Source organism: Pseudomonas serboccidentalis, from assembly GCF_028830055.1.
Lineage (GTDB): Bacteria > Pseudomonadota > Gammaproteobacteria > Pseudomonadales > Pseudomonadaceae > Aquipseudomonas > Aquipseudomonas serboccidentalis.
On record NZ_CP101655.1, the window covers coordinates 3,074,173 to 3,098,598 of the forward strand.

24 protein-coding genes and 1 pseudogene are annotated in these 24,426 nt (G+C 61.0%); 12 read left to right on the forward strand and 13 right to left on the reverse strand.

Features of this window, described 5'->3' with window-relative positions:
- Positions 1–185 precede the first annotated feature (185 nt).
- The 9 genes from NN484_RS14125 (at position 186) to NN484_RS14165 (ending at position 11,227) form a co-directional block, all read left to right on the forward strand.
- Positions 186–1,133, forward strand: a complete 948-nt coding sequence (locus NN484_RS14125; RefSeq protein ID WP_215501235.1) for a choline ABC transporter substrate-binding protein — start codon at positions 186–188, stop codon at positions 1,131–1,133.
- Between the two features lie 160 nt (positions 1,134–1,293).
- On the forward strand, positions 1,294–2,211 hold the full coding sequence (locus NN484_RS14130) for an alpha/beta hydrolase (protein WP_274657360.1): 918 nt from the start codon (positions 1,294–1,296) through the stop codon (positions 2,209–2,211).
- Between the two features lie 104 nt (positions 2,212–2,315).
- A complete protein-coding gene (gene pip / locus NN484_RS14135) occupies positions 2,316–3,287 on the forward strand; it encodes a prolyl aminopeptidase (RefSeq protein WP_121183273.1) in 972 nt (323 codons plus the stop codon).
- Complete coding sequence (dtd, locus tag NN484_RS14140) at positions 3,284–3,721, forward strand: D-aminoacyl-tRNA deacylase (RefSeq protein WP_215501237.1); 438 nt, start codon at positions 3,284–3,286, stop codon at positions 3,719–3,721. Before pip ends, dtd begins: the two co-directional genes overlap by 4 nt.
- Before the next feature lie 307 nt (positions 3,722–4,028).
- Complete coding sequence (locus NN484_RS14145) at positions 4,029–5,813, forward strand: glucan biosynthesis protein (protein ID WP_274657361.1); 1,785 nt, start codon at positions 4,029–4,031, stop codon at positions 5,811–5,813.
- Positions 5,806–8,376 (forward strand): glucans biosynthesis glucosyltransferase MdoH, encoded by a 2,571-nt coding sequence (gene mdoH, locus NN484_RS14150; protein ID WP_127648607.1) that lies wholly within the window; start codon positions 5,806–5,808, stop codon positions 8,374–8,376. The genes NN484_RS14145 and mdoH overlap by 8 nt, the downstream gene beginning before the upstream one ends.
- A gap of 237 nt (positions 8,377–8,613) precedes the next feature.
- Positions 8,614–9,411, forward strand: coding sequence for a transporter substrate-binding domain-containing protein (locus NN484_RS14155; protein WP_065260936.1), 798 nt, complete (start codon positions 8,614–8,616; stop codon positions 9,409–9,411).
- Between the two features lie 129 nt (positions 9,412–9,540).
- Positions 9,541–10,500 (forward strand): amino acid ABC transporter permease, encoded by a 960-nt coding sequence (locus NN484_RS14160; protein WP_215501238.1) that lies wholly within the window; start codon positions 9,541–9,543, stop codon positions 10,498–10,500.
- Positions 10,493–11,227 carry an amino acid ABC transporter ATP-binding protein gene (locus NN484_RS14165; RefSeq protein WP_095137988.1) on the forward strand — a complete coding sequence of 245 codons (735 nt, stop codon included), beginning with the start codon at positions 10,493–10,495 and terminating at the stop codon, positions 11,225–11,227. The genes NN484_RS14160 and NN484_RS14165 overlap by 8 nt, the downstream gene beginning before the upstream one ends.
- A gap of 91 nt (positions 11,228–11,318) precedes the next feature.
- Here NN484_RS14165 and NN484_RS27330 read toward each other — a convergent pair whose 3' ends face one another.
- From NN484_RS27330 to ubiE, 11 genes and pseudogenes are all read right to left on the reverse strand, one after another.
- Positions 11,319–12,191: a methyl-accepting chemotaxis protein gene (locus NN484_RS27330; RefSeq protein ID WP_418323032.1), complete on the reverse strand. Its 873-nt coding sequence runs from the start codon at positions 12,189–12,191 to the stop codon at positions 11,319–11,321.
- Positions 12,174–13,235, reverse strand: a pseudogene (locus NN484_RS27335) (methyl-accepting chemotaxis protein); the annotation flags it as partial. The pseudogene NN484_RS27335 and the gene NN484_RS27330, both read right to left, overlap by 18 nt.
- Positions 13,236–13,448: 213 nt before the next feature.
- A complete protein-coding gene (locus NN484_RS14175; protein ID WP_008080621.1) occupies positions 13,449–14,156 on the reverse strand; it encodes a 16S rRNA (uracil(1498)-N(3))-methyltransferase in 708 nt (235 codons plus the stop codon).
- On the reverse strand, positions 14,153–14,944 hold the full coding sequence (gene tatC / locus NN484_RS14180; protein ID WP_215501240.1) for a twin-arginine translocase subunit TatC: 792 nt from the start codon (positions 14,942–14,944) through the stop codon (positions 14,153–14,155). The genes NN484_RS14175 and tatC overlap by 4 nt, the downstream gene beginning before the upstream one ends.
- Positions 14,941–15,387 (reverse strand): Sec-independent protein translocase protein TatB, encoded by a 447-nt coding sequence (gene tatB, locus NN484_RS14185; RefSeq protein ID WP_274657364.1) that lies wholly within the window; start codon positions 15,385–15,387, stop codon positions 14,941–14,943. The genes tatC and tatB overlap by 4 nt, the downstream gene beginning before the upstream one ends.
- Before the next feature lie 10 nt (positions 15,388–15,397).
- Positions 15,398–15,679 carry a twin-arginine translocase TatA/TatE family subunit gene (locus NN484_RS14190; protein WP_127648614.1) on the reverse strand — a complete coding sequence of 94 codons (282 nt, stop codon included), beginning with the start codon at positions 15,677–15,679 and terminating at the stop codon, positions 15,398–15,400.
- Positions 15,680–15,704: 25 nt separating this feature from the next.
- Positions 15,705–16,037, reverse strand: coding sequence for a phosphoribosyl-ATP diphosphatase (locus tag NN484_RS14195; protein ID WP_003220849.1), 333 nt, complete (start codon positions 16,035–16,037; stop codon positions 15,705–15,707).
- 269 nt (positions 16,038–16,306) lie between these two features.
- A complete protein-coding gene (gene hisI / locus NN484_RS14200) occupies positions 16,307–16,699 on the reverse strand; it encodes a phosphoribosyl-AMP cyclohydrolase (RefSeq protein ID WP_095667753.1) in 393 nt (130 codons plus the stop codon).
- 120 nt (positions 16,700–16,819) lie between these two features.
- Entirely contained in the window at positions 16,820–18,424 is a 1,605-nt protein-coding gene (ubiB, locus tag NN484_RS14205) for a ubiquinone biosynthesis regulatory protein kinase UbiB (protein ID WP_127648615.1), read from the reverse strand.
- Entirely contained in the window at positions 18,421–19,044 is a 624-nt protein-coding gene (locus NN484_RS14210) for a ubiquinone biosynthesis accessory factor UbiJ (RefSeq protein ID WP_086793910.1), read from the reverse strand. Before NN484_RS14210 ends, ubiB begins: the two co-directional genes overlap by 4 nt.
- Entirely contained in the window at positions 19,044–19,814 is a 771-nt protein-coding gene (gene ubiE, locus NN484_RS14215; RefSeq protein ID WP_003220857.1) for a bifunctional demethylmenaquinone methyltransferase/2-methoxy-6-polyprenyl-1,4-benzoquinol methylase UbiE, read from the reverse strand. The genes NN484_RS14210 and ubiE overlap by 1 nt, the downstream gene beginning before the upstream one ends.
- Before the next feature lie 154 nt (positions 19,815–19,968).
- Here ubiE and NN484_RS14220 point away from each other — a divergent pair, with 154 nt between their 5' ends.
- The 3 genes from NN484_RS14220 to NN484_RS14230 all read left to right on the forward strand — a co-directional run bounded on the left by NN484_RS14220 (position 19,969) and on the right by NN484_RS14230 (position 21,846).
- On the forward strand, positions 19,969–20,244 hold the full coding sequence (locus tag NN484_RS14220) for a polyhydroxyalkanoic acid system family protein (protein WP_274657365.1): 276 nt from the start codon (positions 19,969–19,971) through the stop codon (positions 20,242–20,244).
- Positions 20,245–20,486: 242 nt separating this feature from the next.
- Positions 20,487–20,909 carry a phasin family protein gene (locus NN484_RS14225; protein ID WP_127648618.1) on the forward strand — a complete coding sequence of 141 codons (423 nt, stop codon included), beginning with the start codon at positions 20,487–20,489 and terminating at the stop codon, positions 20,907–20,909.
- A 10-nt stretch (positions 20,910–20,919) separates the two neighbouring features.
- Positions 20,920–21,846 (forward strand): phasin family protein, encoded by a 927-nt coding sequence (locus NN484_RS14230; RefSeq protein ID WP_215501244.1) that lies wholly within the window; start codon positions 20,920–20,922, stop codon positions 21,844–21,846.
- Positions 21,847–22,012: 166 nt separating this feature from the next.
- Here NN484_RS14230 and NN484_RS14235 read toward each other — a convergent pair whose 3' ends face one another.
- Complete coding sequence (locus NN484_RS14235) at positions 22,013–22,630, reverse strand: TetR/AcrR family transcriptional regulator (RefSeq protein ID WP_127648620.1); 618 nt, start codon at positions 22,628–22,630, stop codon at positions 22,013–22,015.
- Between the two features lie 30 nt (positions 22,631–22,660).
- Entirely contained in the window at positions 22,661–24,343 is a 1,683-nt protein-coding gene (gene phaC / locus NN484_RS14240; protein WP_127648621.1) for a class II poly(R)-hydroxyalkanoic acid synthase, read from the reverse strand.
- Between the last annotated feature and the right edge of the window lie 83 nt (positions 24,344–24,426).

Consider the following 24,426-nt stretch of genomic DNA (forward strand, 5'->3'; position numbering starts at 1 on the left):
TTGACTGAACGATTGCCATCGCGAGCAGGCTCACTCCTACAGGTTCCGCGTTCGAGCAGGGTCGCCGCTGTGCAAATGCCGGTCGCCACAGTTCATCTTTCCCTCTCGTCGCCTGCGTAATGTTTCGGCCACGGTGCACCAGACACCGACCTGACAATAATCCGCTGCCGCACGAGATCTCCCGAATGAAAAAACTCTTCACTCGTTGTGCGTTAATCCTCACCGGCAGTGCGCTGCTGAGTGCCGGCGTCATGGCCAATGACGACGCGTCCTGCAAAACCGTGCGCATGGGCGTGGTCAACTGGACCGACGTGATCGCCACCAGCGGCATGGCCGACGTGTTGCTCAACGGCCTCGGCTACGAGAGCAAGCAGACCAGCGCGGTGCAGCAGATCATCTTTGCCGGCATTCGCGACAAGCGCCTGGACATCTTCCTCGGCTACTGGAAACCGGCGATGGACAAGAACATCGCGCCGTTCCTCGCCGCCAATCAAGTCAAAGTCATGGACAGGCCCAGCCTGGCGGATGCGCAGGCGACGCTGGCGGTGCCGGATTACGTGGCGGCCGCCGGGTTGAAAACCTTTGCCGACATCGCGAAGTTCAAGGATCAGTTGGGCGGCAAGATCTACGGCATCGAGCCGGGCAGTGGGGCCAACACCACCATCAAGACCCTGATCGAGACCAACCACTTCGGTCTGAAGGATTTCAAGATCATCGAGTCCGGCGAGGCAGGCATGCTCGCCGCCGTGCAGCGCGCGGTGAATCGCAAGGAGTTCGTGGTGTTCGTCGGCTGGACCCCGCACCCGATGAACATCAACATGAAGATCACCTACCTGACCGGCAGCGAAGATGTCTACGGCCCCAATGAGGGCGCCGCGACCGTGTCCACCGTCACCTCGCCGGATTACGCCGAGCGTTGCCCGAACGTGCATCGGCTGCTGCAAAACCTGACGTTCACCGCCGCTCAGGAAAGCCAGTTGATGGTGCCGATCATGGAGCGCAAGACCCCACAGGAAGTGGCGAAGAACTGGCTGCGAGAACACCCCGAGGATCTGCAGCGCTGGCTGGCGGGGGTCAGCAGCTTCGATGGCAAGGATGGCGTGGGCGCGGTTCAGGCCAGTCTGAAACCCTGAAGATTCTTTGTGCTGAATGAGTTTTTTGTGGCGAGGGAGCTTGCTTCCGCTGGACTGCGAAGCAGGCCCGATACGGTTGCGACCGCTACGCGCTCGAGCGGGAGCAAGCGCCCTCGCCACAGGATGGTGGTTATCCAGGTAAAGCGCGAACCGAGGGCGTATGGCTCACTACCCACTTTCAGCTTCAATGGCAGACTTCGTCGCCAAGACCATGAGCTTTACCAGCGATGACAGCAGCCTTGCCGGCCTGCGCCGCGGCTACGATGAAATGTGTCGTGCCTTCAAGCCGCCCATGCCGGGGGGGCTTGAAATCGTCGATTTTCAGCTCAGCGGCGTACCGGTGCGCTCATACCGTCCGCCGGTTAAACCAGCTGCCAGCGGCTGGCCTTGCGTGCTGTACCTGCATGGCGGTGGTTGGGTCGTCGGCGGCCTCGACTCCCACGACTTCATCTGTTTCGAGCTGGCCATGACATTGGGCGCGATGGTGGTGGCAGTGGATTACCGGTTGGCGCCGGAGCATCCGTACCCGGCCGGGTTCGAGGATTGCCTGAGTGTCTGGCGCGCGTTGCGCAGCGGGCCGTTCTGGTTTGACCCGCAGAAAATGCTGGTGGCTGGGGACAGCGCCGGTGGCAATCTCGCCGCCGCGTTGTGCCAGGCATTGCGCGATGCCGGCGAGTCAATGCCAGCGGCTCAAGTGCTGGTCTACCCGGGACTGGGTGGCAACGAACGTCTGGCTTCACGCAGCGACTGCGCCGATGCGCCCTTGCTCGGCAGCACTGACGTCGACGACTATCACGCGTTATACCTGCGTGGCAGTCCTGAACCTGACGCTTATGCCATGCCGCTGCTCGCAACCGATTTCAGCGGCTTGCCGCCGGCCTGGATCGCCGTGGCGCAATTCGATCCCCTGCGCGACGACGGCGTACGCTACGCCGAGCAACTGGCCGCCGCCGGCACGGATGCCTCGCTGTATTACGGCGAAGGGCTGGTGCACGGTTGTTTGCGCGCGCGTGGCCAGGTCGCCGAGGTCGACCGGCTCTACGAAAACCTGCTGAGGTTCATGGCTGACAAATTGTGACTGCGTGCGGGCATGCTCATTGACGTAAATCGGGTTTATGATGCCAGACGGCAGAATAATAGAAGTCCCCCCAGGGATGACCTCGACCCCTTACGGAGCGCGCAATGCAGACTTTGTTTCCGCAGATCAAACCCCATGCCCGGCACGATCTGGCTGTCGATGACACCCACACGCTGTACGTCGATGAAAGCGGTTCTCCGGAAGGCTTGCCGGTGGTGTTCATCCACGGTGGTCCCGGCGCCGGTTGCGACGCCCAGAGCCGTCGCTATTTCGATCCGAACCTGTATCGCATTGTTACCTTCGACCAGCGCGGCTGCGGACGCTCCACGCCGCACGCCAGCCTGGAAAACAACACCACCTGGGATCTGGTCGCCGACCTCGAACGTATCCGCAAGCACCTGGGCATCGACAAATGGGTGCTGTTCGGTGGCTCCTGGGGTTCAACCCTGGCGCTGGCCTATGCGCAAACCCATCCGGAGCGCGTACACGGTCTGATCCTGCGCGGGATCTTTCTATGCCGCCCGCAGGAAATCGAGTGGTTCTATCAGGCCGGTGCCAGCCGTCTGTTCCCCGACTACTGGCAGGACTACATCGCACCGATCCCGCTGGACGAGCGCGACGATTTGCTCGGCGCGTTTCACAAGCGCCTGGTCGGCAACGACCAGATCGCCCAGATGCACGCGGCCAAAGCCTGGTCGACATGGGAAGGGCGCACCGCGACCCTGCGTCCGAACCCGCTGGTGGTTGATCGTTTCTCCGAACCGCAACGCGCACTGTCGATCGCGCGGATCGAGTGTCACTACTTCACCAACAACGCGTTCCTGGAGCCGAATCAGTTGATCCGCGACATGGGCAAGATCGCTCATCTGCCAGGGGTGATCATTCATGGTCGCTACGACGTGATCTGCCCGTTGGACAACGCCTGGGAATTGCATCAGGCCTGGCCGAACAGCGAGCTGCAGGTGATTCGCGATGCCGGCCACGCCGCCTCCGAGCCGGGCATCACCGACGCGCTGGTACGCGCCGCGAGCAATATGGCCCGACGCCTGCTCGACCTACCGCCCGAAGAAGCATGAAGGGGCTTTTACAGCGTGTGCGCGGTGCACGGGTCGAAGTTGCCGGAGAAATCGTCGGCGCGGTGGATCAGGGGTTGCTGGTGCTGGTGGCCGTCGAACCCGACGATACCCGTACCAGCGCCGACAAACTTCTGCATAAACTGCTTAACTATCGTGTATTCAGTGACGCCGAGGGCAAGATGAATCTGTCCCTGGCGGATGTAGGCGGCGGGTTGCTGCTGGTCTCTCAGTTCACCCTCGCTGCCGACACCAGGAGCGGGTTGCGCCCGAGTTTCTCGACTGCGGCCCCTCCGGCATTGGGCGAGGAATTGTTCGACTATCTATTAAGCAAAGCGAAACAGATGCATGGCACTGTGGCATCAGGTAGATTCGGCGCGGATATGCAGGTGCACCTGGTCAACGATGGCCCGGTAACCTTCCTGTTACAGACATGAAAGCGCTTGAAACATCTTTTCAAGGGCTTTTCGACTGAAAACAGGCGTTTTTCGCGATAAATACTTTGTTACCCCTGATGCGTTGTCACGCGGGCTACTAGATAATCGCGCGCTATGGGGATCAGCGTTCGCTGGTCCATTTTTGACTTAGGTAGAGACTTGTCTGGATCCGATTGGGGAATCATTTTGCCCCAGTGGAGTCGGAACAATGCTCGCCAACCTGGCATCTAGATAGCTGGCCGTTGGTTTTTTGATCTGTTTTCGGCGAGGGTTGCTCGTGATTGTTAGTCCCTGTAATGCAGCAAAAATGTCTGCCAAACGCATGCGAAGTGCCCTGGTAGCGGGTTCGGCGCTCCTGTGCCTGCTCAGCGCCGGCCAGCTTTGGGCGTTCAATCTTGACGATGTATCGGCCAAGGCTAAAGAGCTGGCCGGGCAGAAGTTCGAAGCCCCGCGCAGCAACCTGCCGAACGAATTCCGTGACATGAAGTTCGCGGACTATCAGAAAATCCGCTTCCTCACCGAAAAGGCTGAGTGGGCCGATCAGAAGACTCCGTTCAAGCTGTCCTTCTATCACCAGGGCATGCACTTCGATACGCCGGTGAAAATCAACGAAATCACGGCGAACACCGTCGAAGAGATCAAATACGATCCGACCCGCTTTGATTTCGGCGACCTGAAGTTCGATCCGAAGGCCACTGAGCAACTGGGCTACGCCGGTTTCCGTGTGCTGTACCCGATCAACAAGGCCGACAAGCAAGACGAAATCATGACCATGCTCGGCGCGAGTTACTTCCGCGTCGTTGGCAAGGGTCACACCTACGGTCTGTCGGCCCGTGGCCTGGCGATCGATACCGCGCTGCCGTCGGGTGAAGAATTCCCGCGTTTCCGCGAGTTCTGGATTCAGCAGCCAAAGCCGGGCGACAAGCACCTGGTGATCTTCGCCCTGCTTGATTCGCCGCGTGCCACCGGTGCCTACCGTCTGATCCTGCGCCCGGGCAGCGACACCATTGTCGACGTCAAGGCGCAGATGTTCCTGCGGGACAAGGTCGGCAAACTGGGCATCGCCCCGTTGACCAGCATGTTCCTGTTCGGCGCCAACCAGCCGTCGAAAGTCCTCAACTACCGTCGTGAGCTGCATGACTCCAGCGGTCTGTCGATCCATGCCGGCAACGGCGAGTGGATCTGGCGTCCGCTGAACAACCCGAAACACCTGGCCGTGAGCAACTTCAGCGTCGAGAACCCGCGTGGTTTCGGCCTGCTGCAACGTGGCCGCGACTTCAGCCACTACGAAGACCTCGACGATCGCTACGACAAGCGCCCAAGCGCCTGGATCGAGCCGAAGGGCGAGTGGGGCAAGGGCTCCGTGGATCTGGTAGAGATTCCGACCGCTGACGAAACCAACGACAACATCGTTGCGTTCTGGAGCCCGGAAACCATGCCGGAGCCGGGCAAGCCTCTGGACTTCGCCTACCGCATGCACTGGACCATGGATGAATCGGCGATTCACGCCCCCGACAGCGCTTGGGTCAAGCAGACCCTGCGTTCGACCGGTGACGTCAAACAGTCGAACCTGATCCGTCAGCCAGACGGCAGCGTCGCTTACCTGGTCGACTTCGAAGGTCCATCGCTGGCGGCCCTGGCCCCGGATGCCGACGTACGCAGTCAGGTCAGCGTTGGCGATAACGCCGAGCTGGTCGAGAACAGCGTGCGCTACAACCCGGAAACCAAAGGCTGGCGCCTGACCCTGCGGATGAAGATCAAGGACGCGAGCAAGGCGACCGAGATGCGTGCCGCCCTGGTTCAGCCAGCAGTAACCGCTGATCTGGCCAAGTCTTCGGTGCCGGCGTCCAACTCGTCCGTCGCCAAGGCCGACAAGATTGCCGCCAAGCAACAAGAGAAAATCGACAAGGAAGCGAAGGCCGCCGAAGCCAAACAGGTCGACGCCAAGCCAGTTGCAGATGCCAAGGACAAGGCGACCAAAGACGCCAAGCAGCCAGTCGCTGCGAACGCGGCCCCAGCCACACCGGAATCGGCACCGACTGAAGAAGTCCTGACCGAGACCTGGAGCTATCAGTTGCCTGCCGATGAGTAACTCTCAAGTACAGCCAGAGACTCTGTCCGAGTATCTGGCGCATTTGCCGATGACTGACGAGCAGCGCGCGGAACTCGCGGGCTGCCAGTCCTTCAGCGAACTGCACCAACGCCTGTCGTCGTCGACGTTCGACGCCCCTGCCGAAGCCGCCCAGGCTTCGGTGGGCAAGCGCCTGGCCCTGAGCACCGCCGAAGAGCTGGAAGACGCCGAAATGCTGGTGCTCGACGCCAGCGGCCGGGTCAGCATGAAGGCGACGCCGCCGATCCATCGGACCAAAGTCGTGCCGGAGCCGTGGCGCACCAATATTCTGGTGCGTGGCTGGCGCCGCCTGACCGGTCGTACCAACCCGCCACAGCCGCCGAAGGACGAGAACGTGCTGCCCGCCGCGCGCTGGCGCACCGTCGGCTCGATCCGTCGCTACATTCTGTTGCTGCTGATGCTCGGCCAGACCATCGTCGCCGGCTGGTACATGAAGGGCATCATGCCGTACCAGGGCTGGTCGTTCGTCGATCTGGAAGAAGTCCTGCACCAGCCGCTGCTGCAAACCGCCACGCAAGTGCTGCCGTATGCGCTGCAAACCAGCATCCTGATCCTGTTCGGGATTCTGTTCTGCTGGGTCTCGGCCGGTTTCTGGACGGCGCTGATGGGCTTCCTTGAGTTGCTCACCGGTCACGACAAATACCGCATCTCCGGCAAAAGCGCCGGCAACGAACCGATTCCCAAAGACGCGCGCACCGCACTGGTGATGCCGATCTGCAACGAAGACGTGCCTCGGGTATTTGCCGGTCTGCGCGCCACGTTCGAATCGGTTGCGGCGACCGGTGATCTGGATCGCTTCGACTTTTTCGTCCTCAGCGACAGTAACGACACCGATATCTGCGTCGCCGAGCAACAGGCCTGGCTGGACGTCTGCCGTGAAGCCAAGGGCTTCGGCAAGATCTTCTATCGCCGCCGTCGCCGCCGCGTGAAACGCAAGAGCGGCAACCTCGACGACTTCTGCCGTCGTTGGGGCGGTGACTACAAGTACATGGTCGTGCTCGACGCCGACTCGGTGATGAGCGGCGAGTGCCTGACCAGTCTGGTGCGCCTGATGGAAGCCACGCCGGACGCCGGGATCATCCAGACCGCGCCGCGTGCGTCGGGCATGGACACCCTGTATGCGCGCATGCAGCAGTTCGCCACCCGCGTGTACGGTCCGCTGTTCACTGCCGGTCTGCACTTCTGGCAGCTGGGTGAATCCCACTACTGGGGTCACAACGCGATCATCCGCATGAAGCCGTTCATCGACCACTGCGCCCTGGCGCCGTTGCCGGGCAAGGGGGCGTTCTCCGGGGCGATCCTGTCTCACGACTTCGTCGAAGCCGCGCTGATGCGCCGTGCCGGTTGGGGCGTGTGGATTGCCTACGACCTGCCGGGCAGCTACGAAGAACTGCCGCCGAACCTGCTCGACGAACTCAAGCGTGACCGTCGCTGGTGCCACGGCAACCTGATGAACTTCCGCCTGTTCCTGGTAAAAGGCATGCACCCGGTGCACCGTGCGGTGTTCCTGACGGGCGTGATGTCGTACCTGTCGGCGCCGTTGTGGTTCTTCTTCCTGGTGCTGTCGACCGCGCTGCTGGCGGTGAACACGCTGATGGAGCCGCAGTACTTCCTTGAACCGCGTCAGCTCTATCCGCTGTGGCCACAATGGCACCCGGACAAGGCGATCGCGCTGTTCTCGACCACCATCGTGCTGCTGTTCCTGCCGAAACTGCTGAGCATCATCCTGATCTGGGCCAAGGGTGCGAAAGAGTTCGGCGGCAAGTTCAAGGTGACCTTGTCGATGCTGCTGGAGATGCTGTTCTCCATGCTGCTGGCGCCGGTGCGGATGATTTTCCACACCCGTTTCGTACTGGCCGCGTTCCTCGGCTGGGCGGCGACCTGGAATTCGCCACAGCGTGACGACGACTCCACACCATGGAGCGAGGCGGTCAAACGCCACGGTCCGCAGACGCTGCTGGGCTTCTTCTGGGCGCTGCTGGTGATCTGGCTGAACCCGAGCTTCCTGTGGTGGCTGGTGCCGATCGTCGGTTCCCTGATGCTGTCGATCCCGGTGTCGGTGATTTCCAGTCGTGTCGGTCTGGGCCTCAAGTCCCGTGACGAGAGCCTGTTCCTCATCCCTGAGGAATACAATCCGCCGCAGGCGCTGCTGGCGACCGACCAGTACACCCACGAGAACCGTTGGCACGCGCTGAACGACGGCTTCATCCGCGCCGTGGTCGATCCACAGCAGAACGCCCTGGCGTGCTCGCTGGCGACGGCTCGTCACGGTCAGGCCGAGCCGATCGAGTGGCTGCGTCAGGAACGTGTACGTCACGCCCTGAAGGCTGGCCCGGCGGCGCTGAGCAACCACGATCGCTTGCAACTGCTGAGCGATCCGGTGGCGCTGGCGCGTCTGCACGAGCTGGTCTGGGCCGAAGGCCACGCCGAGTGGCTGGACGCCTGGCGCGCTTCGGTGAAAGCCGATCCGCATGCGCCGTTGCTGCCGCTGCGACCGGTGAGCATGCAGGCTCAGCCGGCCTGATAAAAAAGATCGCAGCCTTCGGCAGCTCCTACGGGGTTATGTGTACACCTGTAGGAGCTGCCGGAGGCTGCGATCTTTTGCGTTTAAAACCCTCCCCGTAACAACAAATCCCGGCAAAAAACCTTGTGCAAACGAACGAGTGCGTTAGCATCCGTCCCCGAATTGGCGCACCCGGGCATTTTTGCCCGTCACTGCTGGTTTTCGCGCCGCAATTGCAATGGTTTTGGGGACTTGAAGATGAAGAAGTATCTGTCGATGCTGCTGGTCGGCGTCACGGCACTGGTTGCAGTCAATGCGGCGCAGGCCGGCGCCATCGATGACGCGGTCAAGCGCGGCACGTTGAAAGTCGGTATGGATCCGACCTACATGCCGTTCGAAATGACCAACAAGCGCGGCGAGATCATCGGCTTCGAAGTCGACATCCTCAAAGCCATGTCCAAGGCCATGGGCGTCAAGCTGGAGCTGGTCTCCACCGGTTACGACGGCATCATCCCGGCCTTGATGACCGACAAGTTCGACATGATCGGCAGCGGCATGACCCTGACCCAGGAGCGCAACCTGCGCCTGAACTTCAGCGAACCGTTCATCGTCGTCGGCCAGACTCTGCTGATCCGCAAGGAGCTGGAAGGCACCATCAAGTCCTATAAAGACCTGAACACCGCCGACTACCGCATCACCTCCAAACTCGGCACCACCGGTGAGATGGTCGCCAAGAAGCTGATCGCCAAAGCCAAGTACCACGGCTACGACAACGAACAGGAAGCCGTGCTCGACGTGGTCAACGGCAAGGCCGACGCCTTCATCTATGACGCGCCGTACAACGTGGTGGCGGTGAACAAGGTCGGCGCCGGCAAGCTGGTGTTCCTCGACAAGCCGTTCACCTACGAGCCACTGGCCTTCGGCCTGAAGAAAGGCGACTACGACAGCCTCAACTTCATCAACAACTTCCTGCACCAGATCCACGAAGACGGCACCTACGATCGCATCCATGACAAGTGGTTCAAGAGTACCGAGTGGCTCAAGGACATGGAATAACGCCGGTCACCTAGACCGCGTCGCCTCAATCGCGAGCAGGCTCACTCCTACAGGGGAACGCATTCCAATGTAGGAGTGAGCCTGCTCGCGATGAGGGCCTCAAAGGCAATACAAAATCCGGAACCTGCAATGAAACAGAAAAAAGCCCAATGGCCCTGGCACGTCCTGACCGTGCTGGTGCTGGTCGGCCTGGCGGGCGCGTTGTATTACGCCACGTCGCTGATGTCCTACGAATGGCGCTGGAATCGCGTGCCGCAGTACTTCGCCTATCAGGCCGAAGAAACCCAGCGCGCGACCGACATTTCCACCGTCACCGAATTGGTGCGCAAGGGCAGCAGCGCGCAAGTCACCCTGCGCAACGACGCCGGTGACGAGCAGCACCTGACCGTCGACGAGAACAGCCTGCAATTCGCTCAGGGCGACGATGTGGCGGAAGGCGACGTCGTGGGTGTGACCCGGCATTGGGCGGCAGGGCCGCTGTTGTGGGGACTATGGACCACGCTGTGGCTGTCGGTGGTGTCCGGCGTACTCGGTCTGTTGATCGGTCTGGTCACCGGGCTGTGCCGCCTGTCGAACAACCCGACCCTGCGCGACTTGTCGAGCATCTACGTCGAACTGGTGCGGGGCACGCCGCTGCTGGTGCAGATTTTCATTTTCTACTTCTTCATCGGTACGGTGATGAACCTGTCCCGGGAGTTCGCCGGGATCGCCGCGCTGTCGCTGTTCACCGGTGCTTACGTGGCCGAAATCATCCGTTCCGGCGTGCAGTCGATTGCCCGCGGGCAGAACGAAGCGGCGCGCTCGCTCGGCCTGAGCGCCGGCCAGTCGATGCGCCACGTGGTGCTGCCGCAGGCGTTCAAACGCGTGCTGCCACCGCTGGCCGGACAGTTCATCAGTCTGGTCAAGGACACCTCGCTGGTGTCGGTGATTGCCATTACCGAGTTGCTGAAAAGCGGTCGCGAAGTCATCACCACCTCGTTCTCGCCGTTCGAAATCCTGTTCTGCGTCGCCGGCCTGTACCTGTTGATCAACCTGCCGCTGTCGAAAATCGCCAGCCGGCTTGAGCGGAGGCTCGCGCAAAGTGATTGAAGTCCGCGATCTGGTAAAAGTCTTCGACACCCGTGGCCAGGTAGTCCGGGCTGTGGATAACGTCACCACCACCGTGGCCAAGGGCGAAGTGCTGGTGGTGATCGGCCCGTCGGGTTCCGGTAAGTCGACCTTCCTGCGTTGCCTCAATGGCCTGGAAGAGTTCGACTCGGGCTCGGTGAGCATCGACGGCCTGCAACTGGCCGACCCGAAAACCGACGTCAACGCCTACCGCCGCGAAGTCGGCATGGTGTTCCAGCATTTCAACCTGTTCCCGCACATGACCGTGCTGGAAAACCTCTGTCTGGCGCAGAAAGTCGTGCGCAAGCGCGGGCAGAAGGAAAGCGAGGCCAAGGCTCTGGCGTTGCTGGAGAAGGTCGGCATTGCGCAGAAGGCCCGGGAATATCCGTCACGCCTGTCCGGCGGTCAGCAACAGCGCGTGGCGATTGCCCGGGCGTTGGCGATGGACCCGAAAGTGATGCTGTTCGACGAGCCGACTTCGGCCCTCGACCCGGAAATGGTCGGTGAAGTACTGGATGTGATGAAGAACCTGGCCGTGGAAGGCATGACCATGGTCTGCGTCACCCACGAAATGGGCTTCGCCCGGGAAGTGGCGGACCGGGTGCTGTTCTTCGATCACGGCAAACTGCTGGAAGATGCTTCGCCGGCCGAGTTCTTCGATGCACCGAAGGATCCTCGGGCGCAGGCGTTCTTGCGTCAGGTCTTGTAAAGCAAAAAAGATCGCAGCCTTCGGCAGCTCCTACAGAGTTATGTGTACACCTGCAGGAGCTGCCGAAAGCTGCGATCTTTTGCTGTGATGCTTAGACCTTGAACCGCCCCACCAGCATCTGCAGATGCGTCCCCAAGCGCGCCAGTTCAACACTCGATGCCGCGGTCTCTTCACTCGCTGCCGATGTCTGATCTGACACATCCCGCACATTCAGCACGCTACGGTTGATCTCCTCGGCCACGGCACTCTGCTGCTCGGCCGCTGCGGCGATCTGCTGGTTCATCGCCTGAATCGCCGACACGGTGCGGGTGATGCTTTCCAGTGAGCCACCGGCACGGCGTGTCAGTTCGACGCTGCTGTCGGTCAGGCTACGGCTGTTGTCCATGATCGTTGCCACTTGCTGGGTGCCGTTCTGCAGGCCGACGATCAGCTCTTCGATCTCTTCGGTGGACTTCTGGGTGCGCTGGGCGAGGCTGCGCACTTCATCGGCGACCACCGCAAAACCACGCCCGGCTTCACCGGCACGCGCGGCTTCGATCGCCGCGTTGAGCGCCAGCAGGTTGGTTTGCTGGGCCACGGACTTGATCACGTCGAGCACGCTGCCGATCTTGTCGCTTTCGCGCTTGAGCTCGCCCATGGCCTCGGTGGAGTGGCCGACTTCGACCGCCAGACGCTCGATCTGCGCGATGGCTTCACCGACCACCTTGTCGCCTTCACGGGCCTGCTGATCGGCGGCCACGGCGGCTTCGGAAGCCTCTTCGGCGTTGCGCGCGACTTCCTGCACGGTGGCGGCCATTTCGTTCATGGCGGTGGCGACCTGATCGGTCTCGATCTTTTGATTGTTGACCCCGGCGCTGGTCTGCTCGGTGACCGCCGACAGCTCTTCGGCGGCGCTGGCAATCTGTGTGACGCCGTCGCTGATGCCGCCGATCAGGTCGCGCAGGCCTTGGGTCATGCTCTGCATTGAACGCTGCAACTGGCCCAGTTCGTCGCGGCGCTGCGACACCAGGTTGTGGGTCAGGTCGCCGGCAGCCACGCGCTCGGCGACTTTCAGGGTCTGGTTCAGCGGAATGATGATCTGCCGGGTGATCGCCCACGCTGCCAGCAGGCCGAAGGCCACGGCCAGCAGGGTAGCGATGATCAACATGTTTTTGGCGTGCGCGGCATCGGTATCGCGCACCACGGTCTGCGATTCGGTGAGTTGCTTGCTGACGTCGAGCAGGATGTCGCCCTGGGCCGACATGCGTGCCAGAGCCTTGGCACTGGCGACCTGCGAGTCGCGGAACTGGCTGACCGCTGCACGATAGGCCTTGAGCGATTCGGTGGCCTGTTGCAGGTTGGCGATGTGCTGCTCAGGTAGTTTGGCCGGCAGGGTTTCGAGGTTTTTCAGGGCATTGTCGATGGCATCGAGCGCCGGTTGCTCGGCTTCGGTTTTGCCACTGTAGGTGTAGCCACGCACCTGGAAGCGCGCTTGCTGGATCAGTTTGCTCAGGTCGATCACGGCGTTGAACTGGGCGACGCTGTCGCCCTGCAGCATGGATTTCTCCACTTCGGCGACCTTGGCCACGGCGTTGTCGGCGGTGGCGCCGAGTTTGCTGCGGGCGTCTTCACGACTGGCCCCGGCCTGCACCATGTCGGCGAAGGCGCGTTTGTATTCGGCGACGGCGGCCAGCTGTTGGTCGACCTTGGCGGCGTCGGCCGGTTGTTCGATCAGGCCGCGCGCGGTTTGCAGGCCGCTGTCGAGCTTGGTCAGCAGCTCGTTGACCAAGCCCGGGCCTTGTTCGCCGCGACGCATTTCGTAGTCCAGGCGTGCCAGACGCAGGTCCTTGGTCAGCTCGTTGAGGCTGGAGATGAAACCCAGCTTGTCACCGCGGCTGATGATGCCCCCCATGCCGGTCCACCCGGTGAAAGTGATCAGCAGGGTGAGCAACAGCACCAGGCCGAAACCGATCCCCAGCTTGCGTTTGACGCTGACGTTTCCAAGATTCTCGGCTAACCAACGGTACATGCGACGACTCCCCTCGGACCACTAATTGGACTTATGAGGACTGTATCGGCTGGATGATGGCAATCTGTAACCCGAATTGTCCTGAACCGCCGATCCTGGATACCCGTAGGAGCTGACGAGTGGAACGAGGCTGCGATCTTTTGATTTTGTTTTTAAAGCAAGATCAAAGGATCGCAGCCTTCGGCAGCTCCTACAGGGGAGGCCTTGTTGGGGTTAGAACAGGCGGGCGAGCAGGGCGGTGACGGCGGTTTCGACGCGCAGGATGCGCTCGCCCAATTGCACCGGTTGCAGGCCGGACTTGCCCAGCAGGTCGATTTCGTAGGGGATCCAGCCGCCTTCGGGGCCGATCGCCAGGGTCACCGGTTCGCTCAGCGCCCGTGGGCACGGGGGGTAATTGCCAGGATGGCCGACCAGGCCGAGGGTGCCTTCGGTGATCGCCGGCAGGCGGTCTTCGACGAACGGCTTGAAGCGCTTCTCGATGATGATTTCCGGCAGCACGGTATCGCGAGCCTGTTCGAGGCCGAGGATCAGATTCTCGCGAATCGCTTCCGGCTCCAGGAATGGCGTCTGCCAGAAGCTCTTCTCGACGCGGTAGCTATTGACCAGAATCACCTTCGACACGCCCATGGTCGCCACGGTCTGGAACACCCGGCGCAGCATCTTCGGACGCGGCAGGGCCAGCACCAGAGTCAGCGGCAGCTTGGCGGGCGGTGGCTGATCGAGAGTGACGCGCAGTTCGGCTTCGCCGGCCTCAAGGCGCAGCAGCTCAGCCGAACCCATCAGCCCGTTGATGCGCCCGACCCGCAGGCTGTCACCGACTTCCGAGCGATGAACTTCCTGCATGTGGGTCAGGCGTCGATCACGCAGCACGACGCGGTCGGCCGCGATGAAGTCGGCCTCTTCGAGCAACAACAGGTTCATGCCTGGGTCGCTGGCGGCTGGTCGTTGTGATCGTCGGCCGAATTCTCGTCCGGACGTTCGCGCTTGCTGATCAAACCGCCAAACAGAATGCCGATTTCAAACAGCATCCACATCGGTACGGCCAGCAGGGTCTGGGAGAAAATGTCCGGCGGCGTGAGGATCATGCCAACCACGAAGCAGCCGATGATCACGTACGGGCGAATCTTCTTCAGGTATTTGACGTCGACCACGCCGATCCATACCAGCAGCACCACGGCCACCGGGATTTCGAACGCGACGCCGAAGGCGAAGAACAGCGTCATCACGAAATCGAGGTAACTGGCGATATCGGTCATCATTTCCACGCCGGCCGGGGTGGCCGCAGCGAAGAATTTGAAGATCAGCGGGAACACGAAGTAATAGGCGAACGCCATGCCGGTGTAGAACAACAGGATGCTGGATACCAGCAACGGCACCGCAATGCGCTTTTCATGCTTGTACAGGCCCGGCGCGATGAAGCCCCAGATCTGATGCAGGATCACCGGGATCGCGAGGAACAGCGAAACCATCATCGTCAGCTTCAGCGGCGTCAGGAACGGTGACGACACGTCGGTGGCGATCATCGTCGCGCCGACCGGCAGGTACTGGCGCAGCGGCGTCGAGACGAAGGTGTAGATCTGCTGGGTGAAGGCGAACAACCCGGCGAAGATGATGAAGATCGCCGCCACGCAACGCAGCAGGCGGGTGCGCAACTCGGTGAGGTGCGAAACCAGCGGCATGTGCTGGTCGTTTTCGGGGAGATCGCTCATGGGGCTCGCGGCGGCAGTGTTGGGTCGTGAGGGGCCGGCGCAACAGGCGCGGCGGCAGGAGCAGCGGATTCAACCGGGGGCGTCGCAACAACTGGTGCAGTTTCGTTCGGTACTACAGCAGGTGCAGGGATCGTCGCAGCGGCAGGGCTGTGAATCGTCTGCTCACCCACATGCTCAACCGGCGTCGGCTCCTGCTGAACCGGCGTGAAAATCTTCCGCGCCTCCTGCTCCAGCGACAGGATGTGCTCGTTGTGCAGTTGCCGACGGATCTCGTCGGCACCGATTTCACGTTCAACTTCCTGTTTGATCGCGTTGAAGCTGCGCTTCAGCCGCCCAACCCACAGGCCGGCGGTGCGCGCAGCGCCCGGCAGACGCTCGGGGCCCAGCACCAGCAGGGCGACGAGGCCGACGAGCAGCAGTTCAGAGAAGCTGATACCAAACATTAGTCAGTGCTCACACGTCTTTGCGGATCGGCTCTTCGACTTTCTGCGCCTGCACGTCGATGGTGTGCGGCGGGTTGGCCTGAGCGGTGGCTTGCGGCTGCACCGGTGGCACCGGTTGCGCAGGCGTCACGGTCGGATCGGCGGCCGGTTTCTCTTCGTCGTTCATGGCTTTGCGGAAGCCCTTGATCGACTCGCCAACGTCGGTGCCGAGGTTTTTCAGTTTCTTGGTGCCGAACACCAGCACCACGACTACCAGAATGACGATCCAGTGTTTCCAGTCAAAAATGCCCATGTTGCTGTTCCTCTCTAAAAATTATTCAGGCGGACGGACGCGAGGCTTTCTCGACGTGTCCGGACAGGCCGAAGCGACGATCCAGTTCATCCAGCACGGCCTGCGGATGCTGCCCCAGTTGGGCAAGCATGACCATGCTGTGGAACCACAGGTCGGCGGTCTCGTAGATCACGTCGCTGCAGTCGCCGCTGATGGCGGCGTCCTTGGCGGCAATAATGGTTTCGACCGACTCTTCGCCGACTTTCTCCAGAATCTTGTTCAGGCCTTTGTGATACAGACTAGCTACATAAGAGCTGTCGGCCGCTGCGCCTTTGCGCTCTTCAAGCACTTGGGCCAGACGAGTCAGGGTGTCACTCATGGGAGGATGTGTCATCAGTCATTTCCTGAGCTGCGCCGGAGCCTGATTTTGTGCAGGGCAAGGCGCGAGGAGTGTGGTTTGGCATTTCAAATAAACGACGAGTAACGCAGCCCTGCACAAAATCAGGCCCGGCCCTTCGGGTTGTCGGCTGAAAGCGCGCCATGGTGCGTTGCAGTCCTTGGGAAGGAAAAGACATTCCCGGCGGCCTGCGCCTTGCCTGGCGCGCTTTCAGCCGGCAACGCAGCTCAGTAAATGACTGATGACACATCCTATTGTCCTGCGGAATAGATAGCGTGCGGGTCTTTGAGTACCGGGTCGACGGTCTTCCAGTCGCCGTTTTCGAAGACACGATAAAAGCAGCTTTGACGGCCGGTATGGCAAGCGATGTCGCCGATCTGTTCAACCATCAGGATGATCACGTCGGCATCACAGTCCAGACGCATTTCATGCAGCGTCTGCACATGGCCGGACTCTTCGCCCTTGCGCCACAGCTTGCCACGGGAACGTGACCAGTAGATTGCACGGTTTTCCGCAGCGGTCAGTTCGAGCGCTTCGCGGTTCATCCAGGCCATCATCAGCACGCGTCCGGTCTTGTGATCCTGGGCAATCGCCGGCACCAGGCCATCCGCGTCCCACTTGATCTCGTCCAGCCAGTTTTTCATCTTCAATTCCCGAAACGCAGCTACAAGCGTTGAGCTTCAAGCTGCAAGTAAAAGCAGGTTGCGGTGTTCCTGTGTCGTCAGGCTTGCAGCTCGCAGCTTATAACTTGCAGCTGATTCGTGCTATCGGCGAACGACCAGATACAAGCCGACTGCCACCATGATACCGGCCGGCCAATGCCCCAGTTCGTTCAACGGGCCACCGGCGGCGAGAATGGTGCCGCCCGCCAGATGAGCGCAGCCAAGCAGGCGCAGGAACCAGTCGTCCTTGCGTTTGTGCCACGGTGGCGGCGGGTCGTTGGCATGTGGCTGGGACATGCGTTCGAGCAGGTCGCGGGCCATATTCGCCAGGTGCGGAAGCTGCTCGAACTGGCTCTGCACGTTGCCGATCAAGGCTTTCGGGCTGACGCGCTCGCGCATCCAGCGTTCGAGGAACGGCTGCGCGGTGTTCCACAAGTCCAGATCCGGGTACAGCTGACGGCCCAGGCCTTCGATGTTCAGCAGGGTCTTTTGCAGCAGCACCAACTGCGGCTGGACTTCCATGTTGAAGCGTCGCGCGGTCTGGAACAGGCGCATCAGCACCTGGCCAAATGAAATATCTTTTAACGGTTTTTCGAAGATCGGTTCGCACACGGTGCGGATCGCCGCTTCGAATTCGTTGAGTTTGGTTTCCGCCGGCACCCAGCCCGAGTCAATATGCAACTGCGCCACGCGGCGGTAGTCGCGCTTGAAGAAGGCGAACAGGTTACGCGCCAGATAGTCCTGGTCTTCTGGAGTCAGGCTGCCGACGATACCGCAGTCGATCGCAATGTACTGCGGGCTCCACGGATTGACGGTGCTGACGAAGATGTTGCCCGGGTGCATGTCGGCGTGGAAGAAACTGTCGCGGAACACCTGAGTGAAGAAGATCTCCACGCCGCGCTCGGCGAGCATCTTCATGTCGGTGCGCTGGTCGGCGAGGGTCGCCAGATCCGTTACCTGAATCCCGTAGATACGCTCCATCACCAGCACTTTCGGCCGGCACCAGTCCCAGTAGACCTGCGGCACGTACAGCAGCGGCGAGCCTTCGAAGTTGCGCTTGAGCTGACTGGCGTTGGCCGCCTCGCGCAGCAGGTCGAGCTCGTCGTAGATGGTCTTTTCGTAGTCCTGCACCACGTCTACCGGGTGCAGCAGGCGGGCATCGGCGGAGACTTTTTCGGCGGCGCGGGCGAGGATGAACAGCCACGCCAGATCCTGAGCGATCACCGGTTTCAGGCCCGGGCGGATCACCTTGACCACCACTTCTTCGCCGGTTTTCAGCTGCGCAGCATGCACCTGCGCCACCGAGGCCGAGGCCAGCGGTTCGACGTCAAAGCGGCTGAACACTTCGCTGATTTTCTTGCCCAGTTGCTCTTCGATCAGCTTGATCGACAGCTGCGAATCGAACGGCGGCACGCGGTCCTGCAGCAGCATCAGCTCATCGGCGATGTCTTCCGGCAGCAGGTCGCGGCGGGTCGAGAGAATCTGCCCGAACTTGATGAAGATCGGCCCCAGGTCCTGCAACGCCAGACGCAGGCGCGCACCACGGCTCAGCTCCAGCGGTTTGCGCGGGAACCAGCGCCACGGCAGCACATAGCGCAGTGCCAGGAGAAACCAGGGCAGTGGCAGATCGAACAGCAGGTCATCGAGGCGGTAGCGGATCACGACGCGCTGGATGCGCAACAAACGGCGGACGGCAAGCAGCTTCATGCGTTATCGCTTGGGTCGAGGGATCGGGAAAGGCGCTCGAAACGCGCCTCGAGACGTTCCAGATCAAGTTTGATCCGGTCCAGTTCGCTGAATCGTGCTTCGGCTTCGCGCTGCCCGACGAGGGTGCGCGATTCTTCGGCGAGGTATTCGGCGAGGTTCTGGTTGAGGCTGGCAAATCCTTGTTGATACCAGCGTGCTCGGCTGCGCAGATGACCGCCAACCAGTTGCGTGGCGACCGGACCCAGCCAGCGCGAGAGTTCGTACTCCCAGTCCAGCTCCAGGTCCTGTAGCACACCGGCCAGCTCCAGCAGCACGCCGCTGTCACCGTCGAGCTCGACTTCCGGGGCGTGCAGCACCGCGGTCTTGTCTTTGCTCACGGCCAGTTTCACCAGGCTCGACGCGGGCGCGCGCAGGGTGCAGTCGACACCGGTTTCCCAGTGCGAGGCCAGCATCAGGCCCTCATCGCTGGGCAGGATGAACAGTTGCAGCGCCGGGCTGCGGCAATCGACGGCAATCACCTTGCCGGTCAGATGCGCCAGCCGCGGCAGTGCCGTGCTGTCGAGACGCAGCACCCGGTTCAGACCGAGTTCGACGCTGGCGAGCAGCCCGGTAAGCAACATCAGGGCTTGATGCCGCGGTGCAGGGCGACGATGCCTGCGGTCATGTTGTGATAGGTCACGCGGTCGAAACCGGCGTCGACCATCATCGACTTCAGGGTTTCCTGATTCGGGTGCATGCGGATCGATTCGGCCAGGTAGCGATAGCTTTCCGAGTCATTGGTGATGAGCTTGCCCATCAGCGGCATGAAGGCGAACGAGTAGGCGTCGTAAGCCTTGGACATCAGCGCGTTGGTCGGCTTGGAGAACTCCAGCACCAGCAGGCGACCGCCAGGCTTGAGCACGCGCAGCATCGAGCGCAGGGCGTCTTCTTTATGCGTCACGTTGCGCAGGCCGAAGGCGATGGTCACACAATCGAAGTGGTTGTCCGGGAACGGCAGCTTTTCGGCGTCCGCCTGAACGAACTCGACGTTGCCCGACACACCCAGGTCCAGCAGGCGGTCACGACCGACCTTGAGCATGGATTCGTTGATGTCGGCCAGCACCACCTGGCCGGTCGGGCCCACCAGATGGGAGAACTTCTTGGTCAGGTCGCCAGTGCCACCAGCGATGTCCAGCACACGGTTGCCGCTGCGCACGCCCGACAGTTCGATCGCGAAACGCTTCCACAGACGGTGCATGCCGCCCGACAGAAGGTCGTTCATCAGGTCGTATTTCGCGGCTACCGAGTGGAAAACCTCAGCGACTTTTTCCGCTTTCTGGCTTTCCGGAACGTTTTTGAAGCCGAAGTGTGTGGTGGGTTCGGCATCGCTGCCTTTGCGCTGATCAGTCATATCGCTGTCACCAAAAGAGAATGCGCGACATTCTAATCCCCAAGCCATGCTTTGTCTTGGAATGGCTAAAGGTAAGATGGGCAACCTTCGGGACGATTTGCCGCAGACGCGGTCAAGATTTACCGACGCATATTTATTATTCAGGAGTCATTCAATGGCCAAAATCAGTGTTGAGCGTGCCCACAACCTGGGCAAGGAAGCCGCCCGCGAGAAGGCCGACAAGCTGGCGCAAAAACTCTCCGACCAATACGGTCTGGAGCCGCAGTGGTCGGGCGATACCCTGAACCTCAAACGCTCGGGCGTGAAAGGCGCAGTGCATGTGGCGGACGATTCGATCCGCGTCGATGTGGAGCTGGGCATCATGATGTCGGCCATGAGCGGCATGATCAAAGCCGAGATCGAAAAAGCCCTCGATAAAGCTCTGGTCTGATTTCTGCCTGAAATACGATCCCCTGTAGGAGTGAGCCTGCTCGCGATAGCGGTCTGTCAGTCACCGCAATGTTGACTGACAGACCGCTATCGCGAGCAGGCTCACTCCTACATTTTTTTGCGCTGCACCCGAGCTTTCATGTCAGTTGTTAGGGTGCCGTTTCTAATTTTTCTCCCTACTTTGTGCCTGAGCCCGACACATCTGCGGGCAGTTCCTCAAACCTTCTGCGCGTGAGGTGCACCATGGCCAAAGTCATTTTGAAGAAAAAAATCGACGCTTCGACTTCTGCTCTGAGCGACGTCAAATCCTATGCCCGCAAGATCTGGCTGGCAGGCCTGGGTGCCTACGCCAAGGTCGGCCAAGAAGGTAGCGACTACTTTCAGGAGTTGATCAAGGCTGGTCAAACTGTTGAAAAGAAAGGCAAAAAAGTCGTCACCGAAAAACTCGAAGCGGCCAACGCCGAGATCGATGAAGCCAAGGGCGAAGTCAGCTCGTTCAAAGGCCGCGTCGAGGTCCAGCTCGACAAGGTCGAGAAGGCGTTCGACTCCCGTGTAGCAAGCGCCTTGAATCGTATCGGCATTCCGTCTAAACATGACGTTGAGACACTCTCTGCTAAGCTCGATGAGCTGACGGCATTGCTCGAACGCGTCGCGCGTAAATCTTAAGGAGAACGGGATGGCTGGTAAAAAGAACACCGATAAAGAAGGCAGCTCGTGGATTGGGAAAGTCGAAGACTACTCCCGCAAAATCTGGCTGGCTGGTTTAGGCGTGTACTCGAAGATCGACACTGACGGCAGCAAGCTCTTCGAGTCACTGGTCAAAGACGGCGAGAAAGCCGAGAAGCTCACCAAGTCGGCAGTCGGCAAAAAAGTCGATGCCGCCAAGGACTCGGCTTCTTCGGCCAAGTCGCGCATCAGCGGCGTGAAAGATCGCGCACTGGGCAAGTGGGACGAGCTGGAAGGGGCTTTCGACAAGCGCCTGAACAGCGCGATTTCGCGCCTGGGTGTGCCAAGCCGCAATGAGGTGAAAGCGCTGCACAGCAAGGTTGAAACCCTGACCAAGCAGATCGAGAAACTCACCGGTCTGAAAACCCAACCGGTCGCGGCGAAAACCGCTGCGGCCAAACCGGCGGCAAAAACCGCAGCGGCTAAACCCGCCGCAAAAACGGCAGCCAAGCCACTGGCTAAAGCGCCTGCCAAACCGGCTGCGAAAGCTGCGGCCAAGCCTGCTGCCAAAACCGCAGCAGCAAAACCTGCCGCGAAAACCGCCGCCGCCAAGCCAGCAGCAAAAGCTGCAGCCAAACCGGTAGCCGCCAAAGCCGCCGCGAAACCGGCAGCAAAACCAGCCGCCAAGCCAGCCGCGAAAACCGCAGCCGCCAAACCGGCTGCCAAGCCTGCAGCCAAACCGGCTGCGGCGAAAAAACCGGCAGTGAAAAAACCGGCCGCGCCGAAAGCCGCTGCGCCGAAGCCGGCAGCGCCTGCTGCAGCCAAACCTGCCACGCCCGCAACCCCGGTCAGCGCGTCGAACTCCGCCGCTGCACCGACTCCGGTGGCAACCCCGACTGTTGCATCGACCCCGTCGACGCCAACCAGTCAGTCCTGATTCCTCAGGGCAAAACAAAACGCCCGGCCTGTGAAGGTCGGGCGTTTTTGTTTGAAGATCAAAAGATCGCCGCCTGCGGCAGCTCCTACAGGATCGTTGCCAAACCGAAAAATGGGCGGCGAACATGACCAATGTAGGAGCTTCCGCAGGCTGCGATCTTTTGACGTTAATGGTCTTCGAGGTATTGCAAAGCCATCCGCTCCGTCGCCACCTTCACTGGCGGCAGCAGGTGCGGCGCCACCAGCATCATGATCTGGTACACCACCAGCCTGACCTCACCCTCGCGATCGAGAATCCGTTGATAGTCCAGCGAGAACAGCAGGGTCATGGTGATCTGCTCCACCAGTTGCCCCAGCGCTTGAGTGTCACTGACCAACTGCCCCGAGGCTTTCAAGCGCGCCAGCAATGACGCCAACGTGCGCTTGAGGGCGTTGAGCAGATTGCGAATGCCCTTGGCCAGTTTCGGCAGGCGCCCGGCGAGGTTCGACAGGTCCTGGAACAGAAAGCGGTACTGCGCCAGCCGCTCGACGATCAGATGCAGAAACAGCCAGTAATCCTCCGGCGCCAGCTCGACATCCGACGGTGGGTCGAGCAGCGGCGCCAGTTCATTCTGGAAGCGGTCAAACAGGCCGAGTATCAACGGCTCCTTGCCGTGGAAGTGGTAGTAGAGGTTGCCGGGGCTGATCCCCATTTCGTTGGCAACTTCCATGGTGGAGACGTTGGGCTCACCCTTTTCGTTGAACAGTTGCAGGGCACATTCGAGAATCCGGTCGCGGGTTTTCATCCAGTCTTCTTAGAAAAGTTCGGTTACGCGTCAGCGCACATGCACGTAGGTGCCGGGTGCTGCTTCCATCGGTGGATAGTTCGGGTTGCCGAGGGTCATCAGGGTCTCGCGCTGGGCACCGGAGCGCTGCTGAATCCACTCCAGCCACTGCGGCCACCAACTGCCGTCGACGCGTTTGGCGTCGTAGTACCAGGCGCGCGGGTCGCTGCTCAGTTTGCCGTTTTCGACGTAATTGGCTTTCGGGTTGCTTGGCGGGTTGAGGATGCTCTGCACGTGGCCGCTGTTGGACAGCACAAAACGCCGCTCACCACCGAGCAACAGGGTCGAGCGGTACACCGCGTCCCACGGTGTGATGTGGTCGTTCATGCCGGCCACGCTGAAGCTGTCGACAGTGACTTTCTGCAGGTCGATCGGTGTGCCGCAGACTTCCAGCCCGCCCGGGTGGGTCAGCGGGTTGTGCTTGAAGAAGTCCAGCAGGTCGCCGTGAAACGCAGCGGGCAGGCGGGTGTTGTCGTTGTTCCAGTAGAGGATGTCGAAGGCCGGCGGTTCTTTGCCCAACAGGTAGTTGTTGACGAAATAGCTCCAGATCAGATCGTTGGGCCGCATCCAGGCGAACACCTTGGCCATGTCACGACCGTCGAGCACGCCTTTCTGATAGGAGCGGCGCTTGGCCGCTTCGATGGTCTGTTCATCGGCGAACAGGGTGGTCGGGGTTTCGATCTGGCTGTCGAGCAGGCTGACCAGATAGGTCGCACTGGAGATCCGCCGCAGCTGCCGTTTGGCTTGCAGATGTCCCTGCAACGCGGCGATGGTCAGGCCCCCGGCGCAGGCGCCCATCAGGTTGACGTCGCGGGCGCCGGTGATCGCCCGGCAGACGTTCATCGCTTCTTCCACGGCCTCGACGTAGGTCGACAAGCCCCATTCGCGGTGGCGCACATCCGGGTTGCGCCAACTGATCATGAAGGTCTGCAGGCCGTTCTTCAGCGCGTACTGGACGAAGCTGTTGTGCGGACTGAGGTCGAAAATGTAGTACTTGTTGATTTGCGGCGGCACCACCAGCAGCGGCTTGGCGTACTGCTTTTCGCTCATCGGCTTGTACTGGATCAGCTCGAGCATCTCGTTGCGAAACACCACGGCGCCGGTGGTGGTGGCGACCGTCTTGCCGACCTCGAAAGCCTGCTTGGTGACCTGACGCGGCAGGCCGTCGTTGTGCAGCAAATCATCGAGCAGATGGCTCAGGCCGCGCACCAGGCTGTGACCGCCGGAGTTGAACAGCTCCTTGATCGCCAGCGGGTTGAGCAGGGTGTTGGAGGGCGCGACGGCGTCGTTGAGCAGCGTGAAAGCGAAGTGCGCGCGGGCGCGGTCGTCCTCGCTCATGCTGCTTTCGTCGATCCAGCTCTTGACCTGTTTCTGCCAGGCCAGATACGCCTGCAGGCTGCGCCGGTAGAACGGGTTGAGGCTCCACGTCGGGTCGGCGAACCGCGCATCCTGCGGGTTGGTCGGGTGCAAGGTTTCACCGAGCAGCACGCGACCGAGCTGGCCGCCGAGTTTCAAGGCGTGTCTGGCACTGTGGAGAGGGTTGCGCAGGCCGTGGGCCGCAACACTGCGCAACGTCGAGATCAAGTCCCGGCCACGCAAGCCGGTCATTGCACTTTGTGCATTGATGAACACGGCGGGACTGGGCACTACGCCCGTCGCAGGTTTGTCGCGCATGACTCAACACTCCTTCGTCTTCAGGTCAAAAACAAACTCACCGAACCAGAACACCATAGTCGCTGTTACGGGTTGCTGCCTGC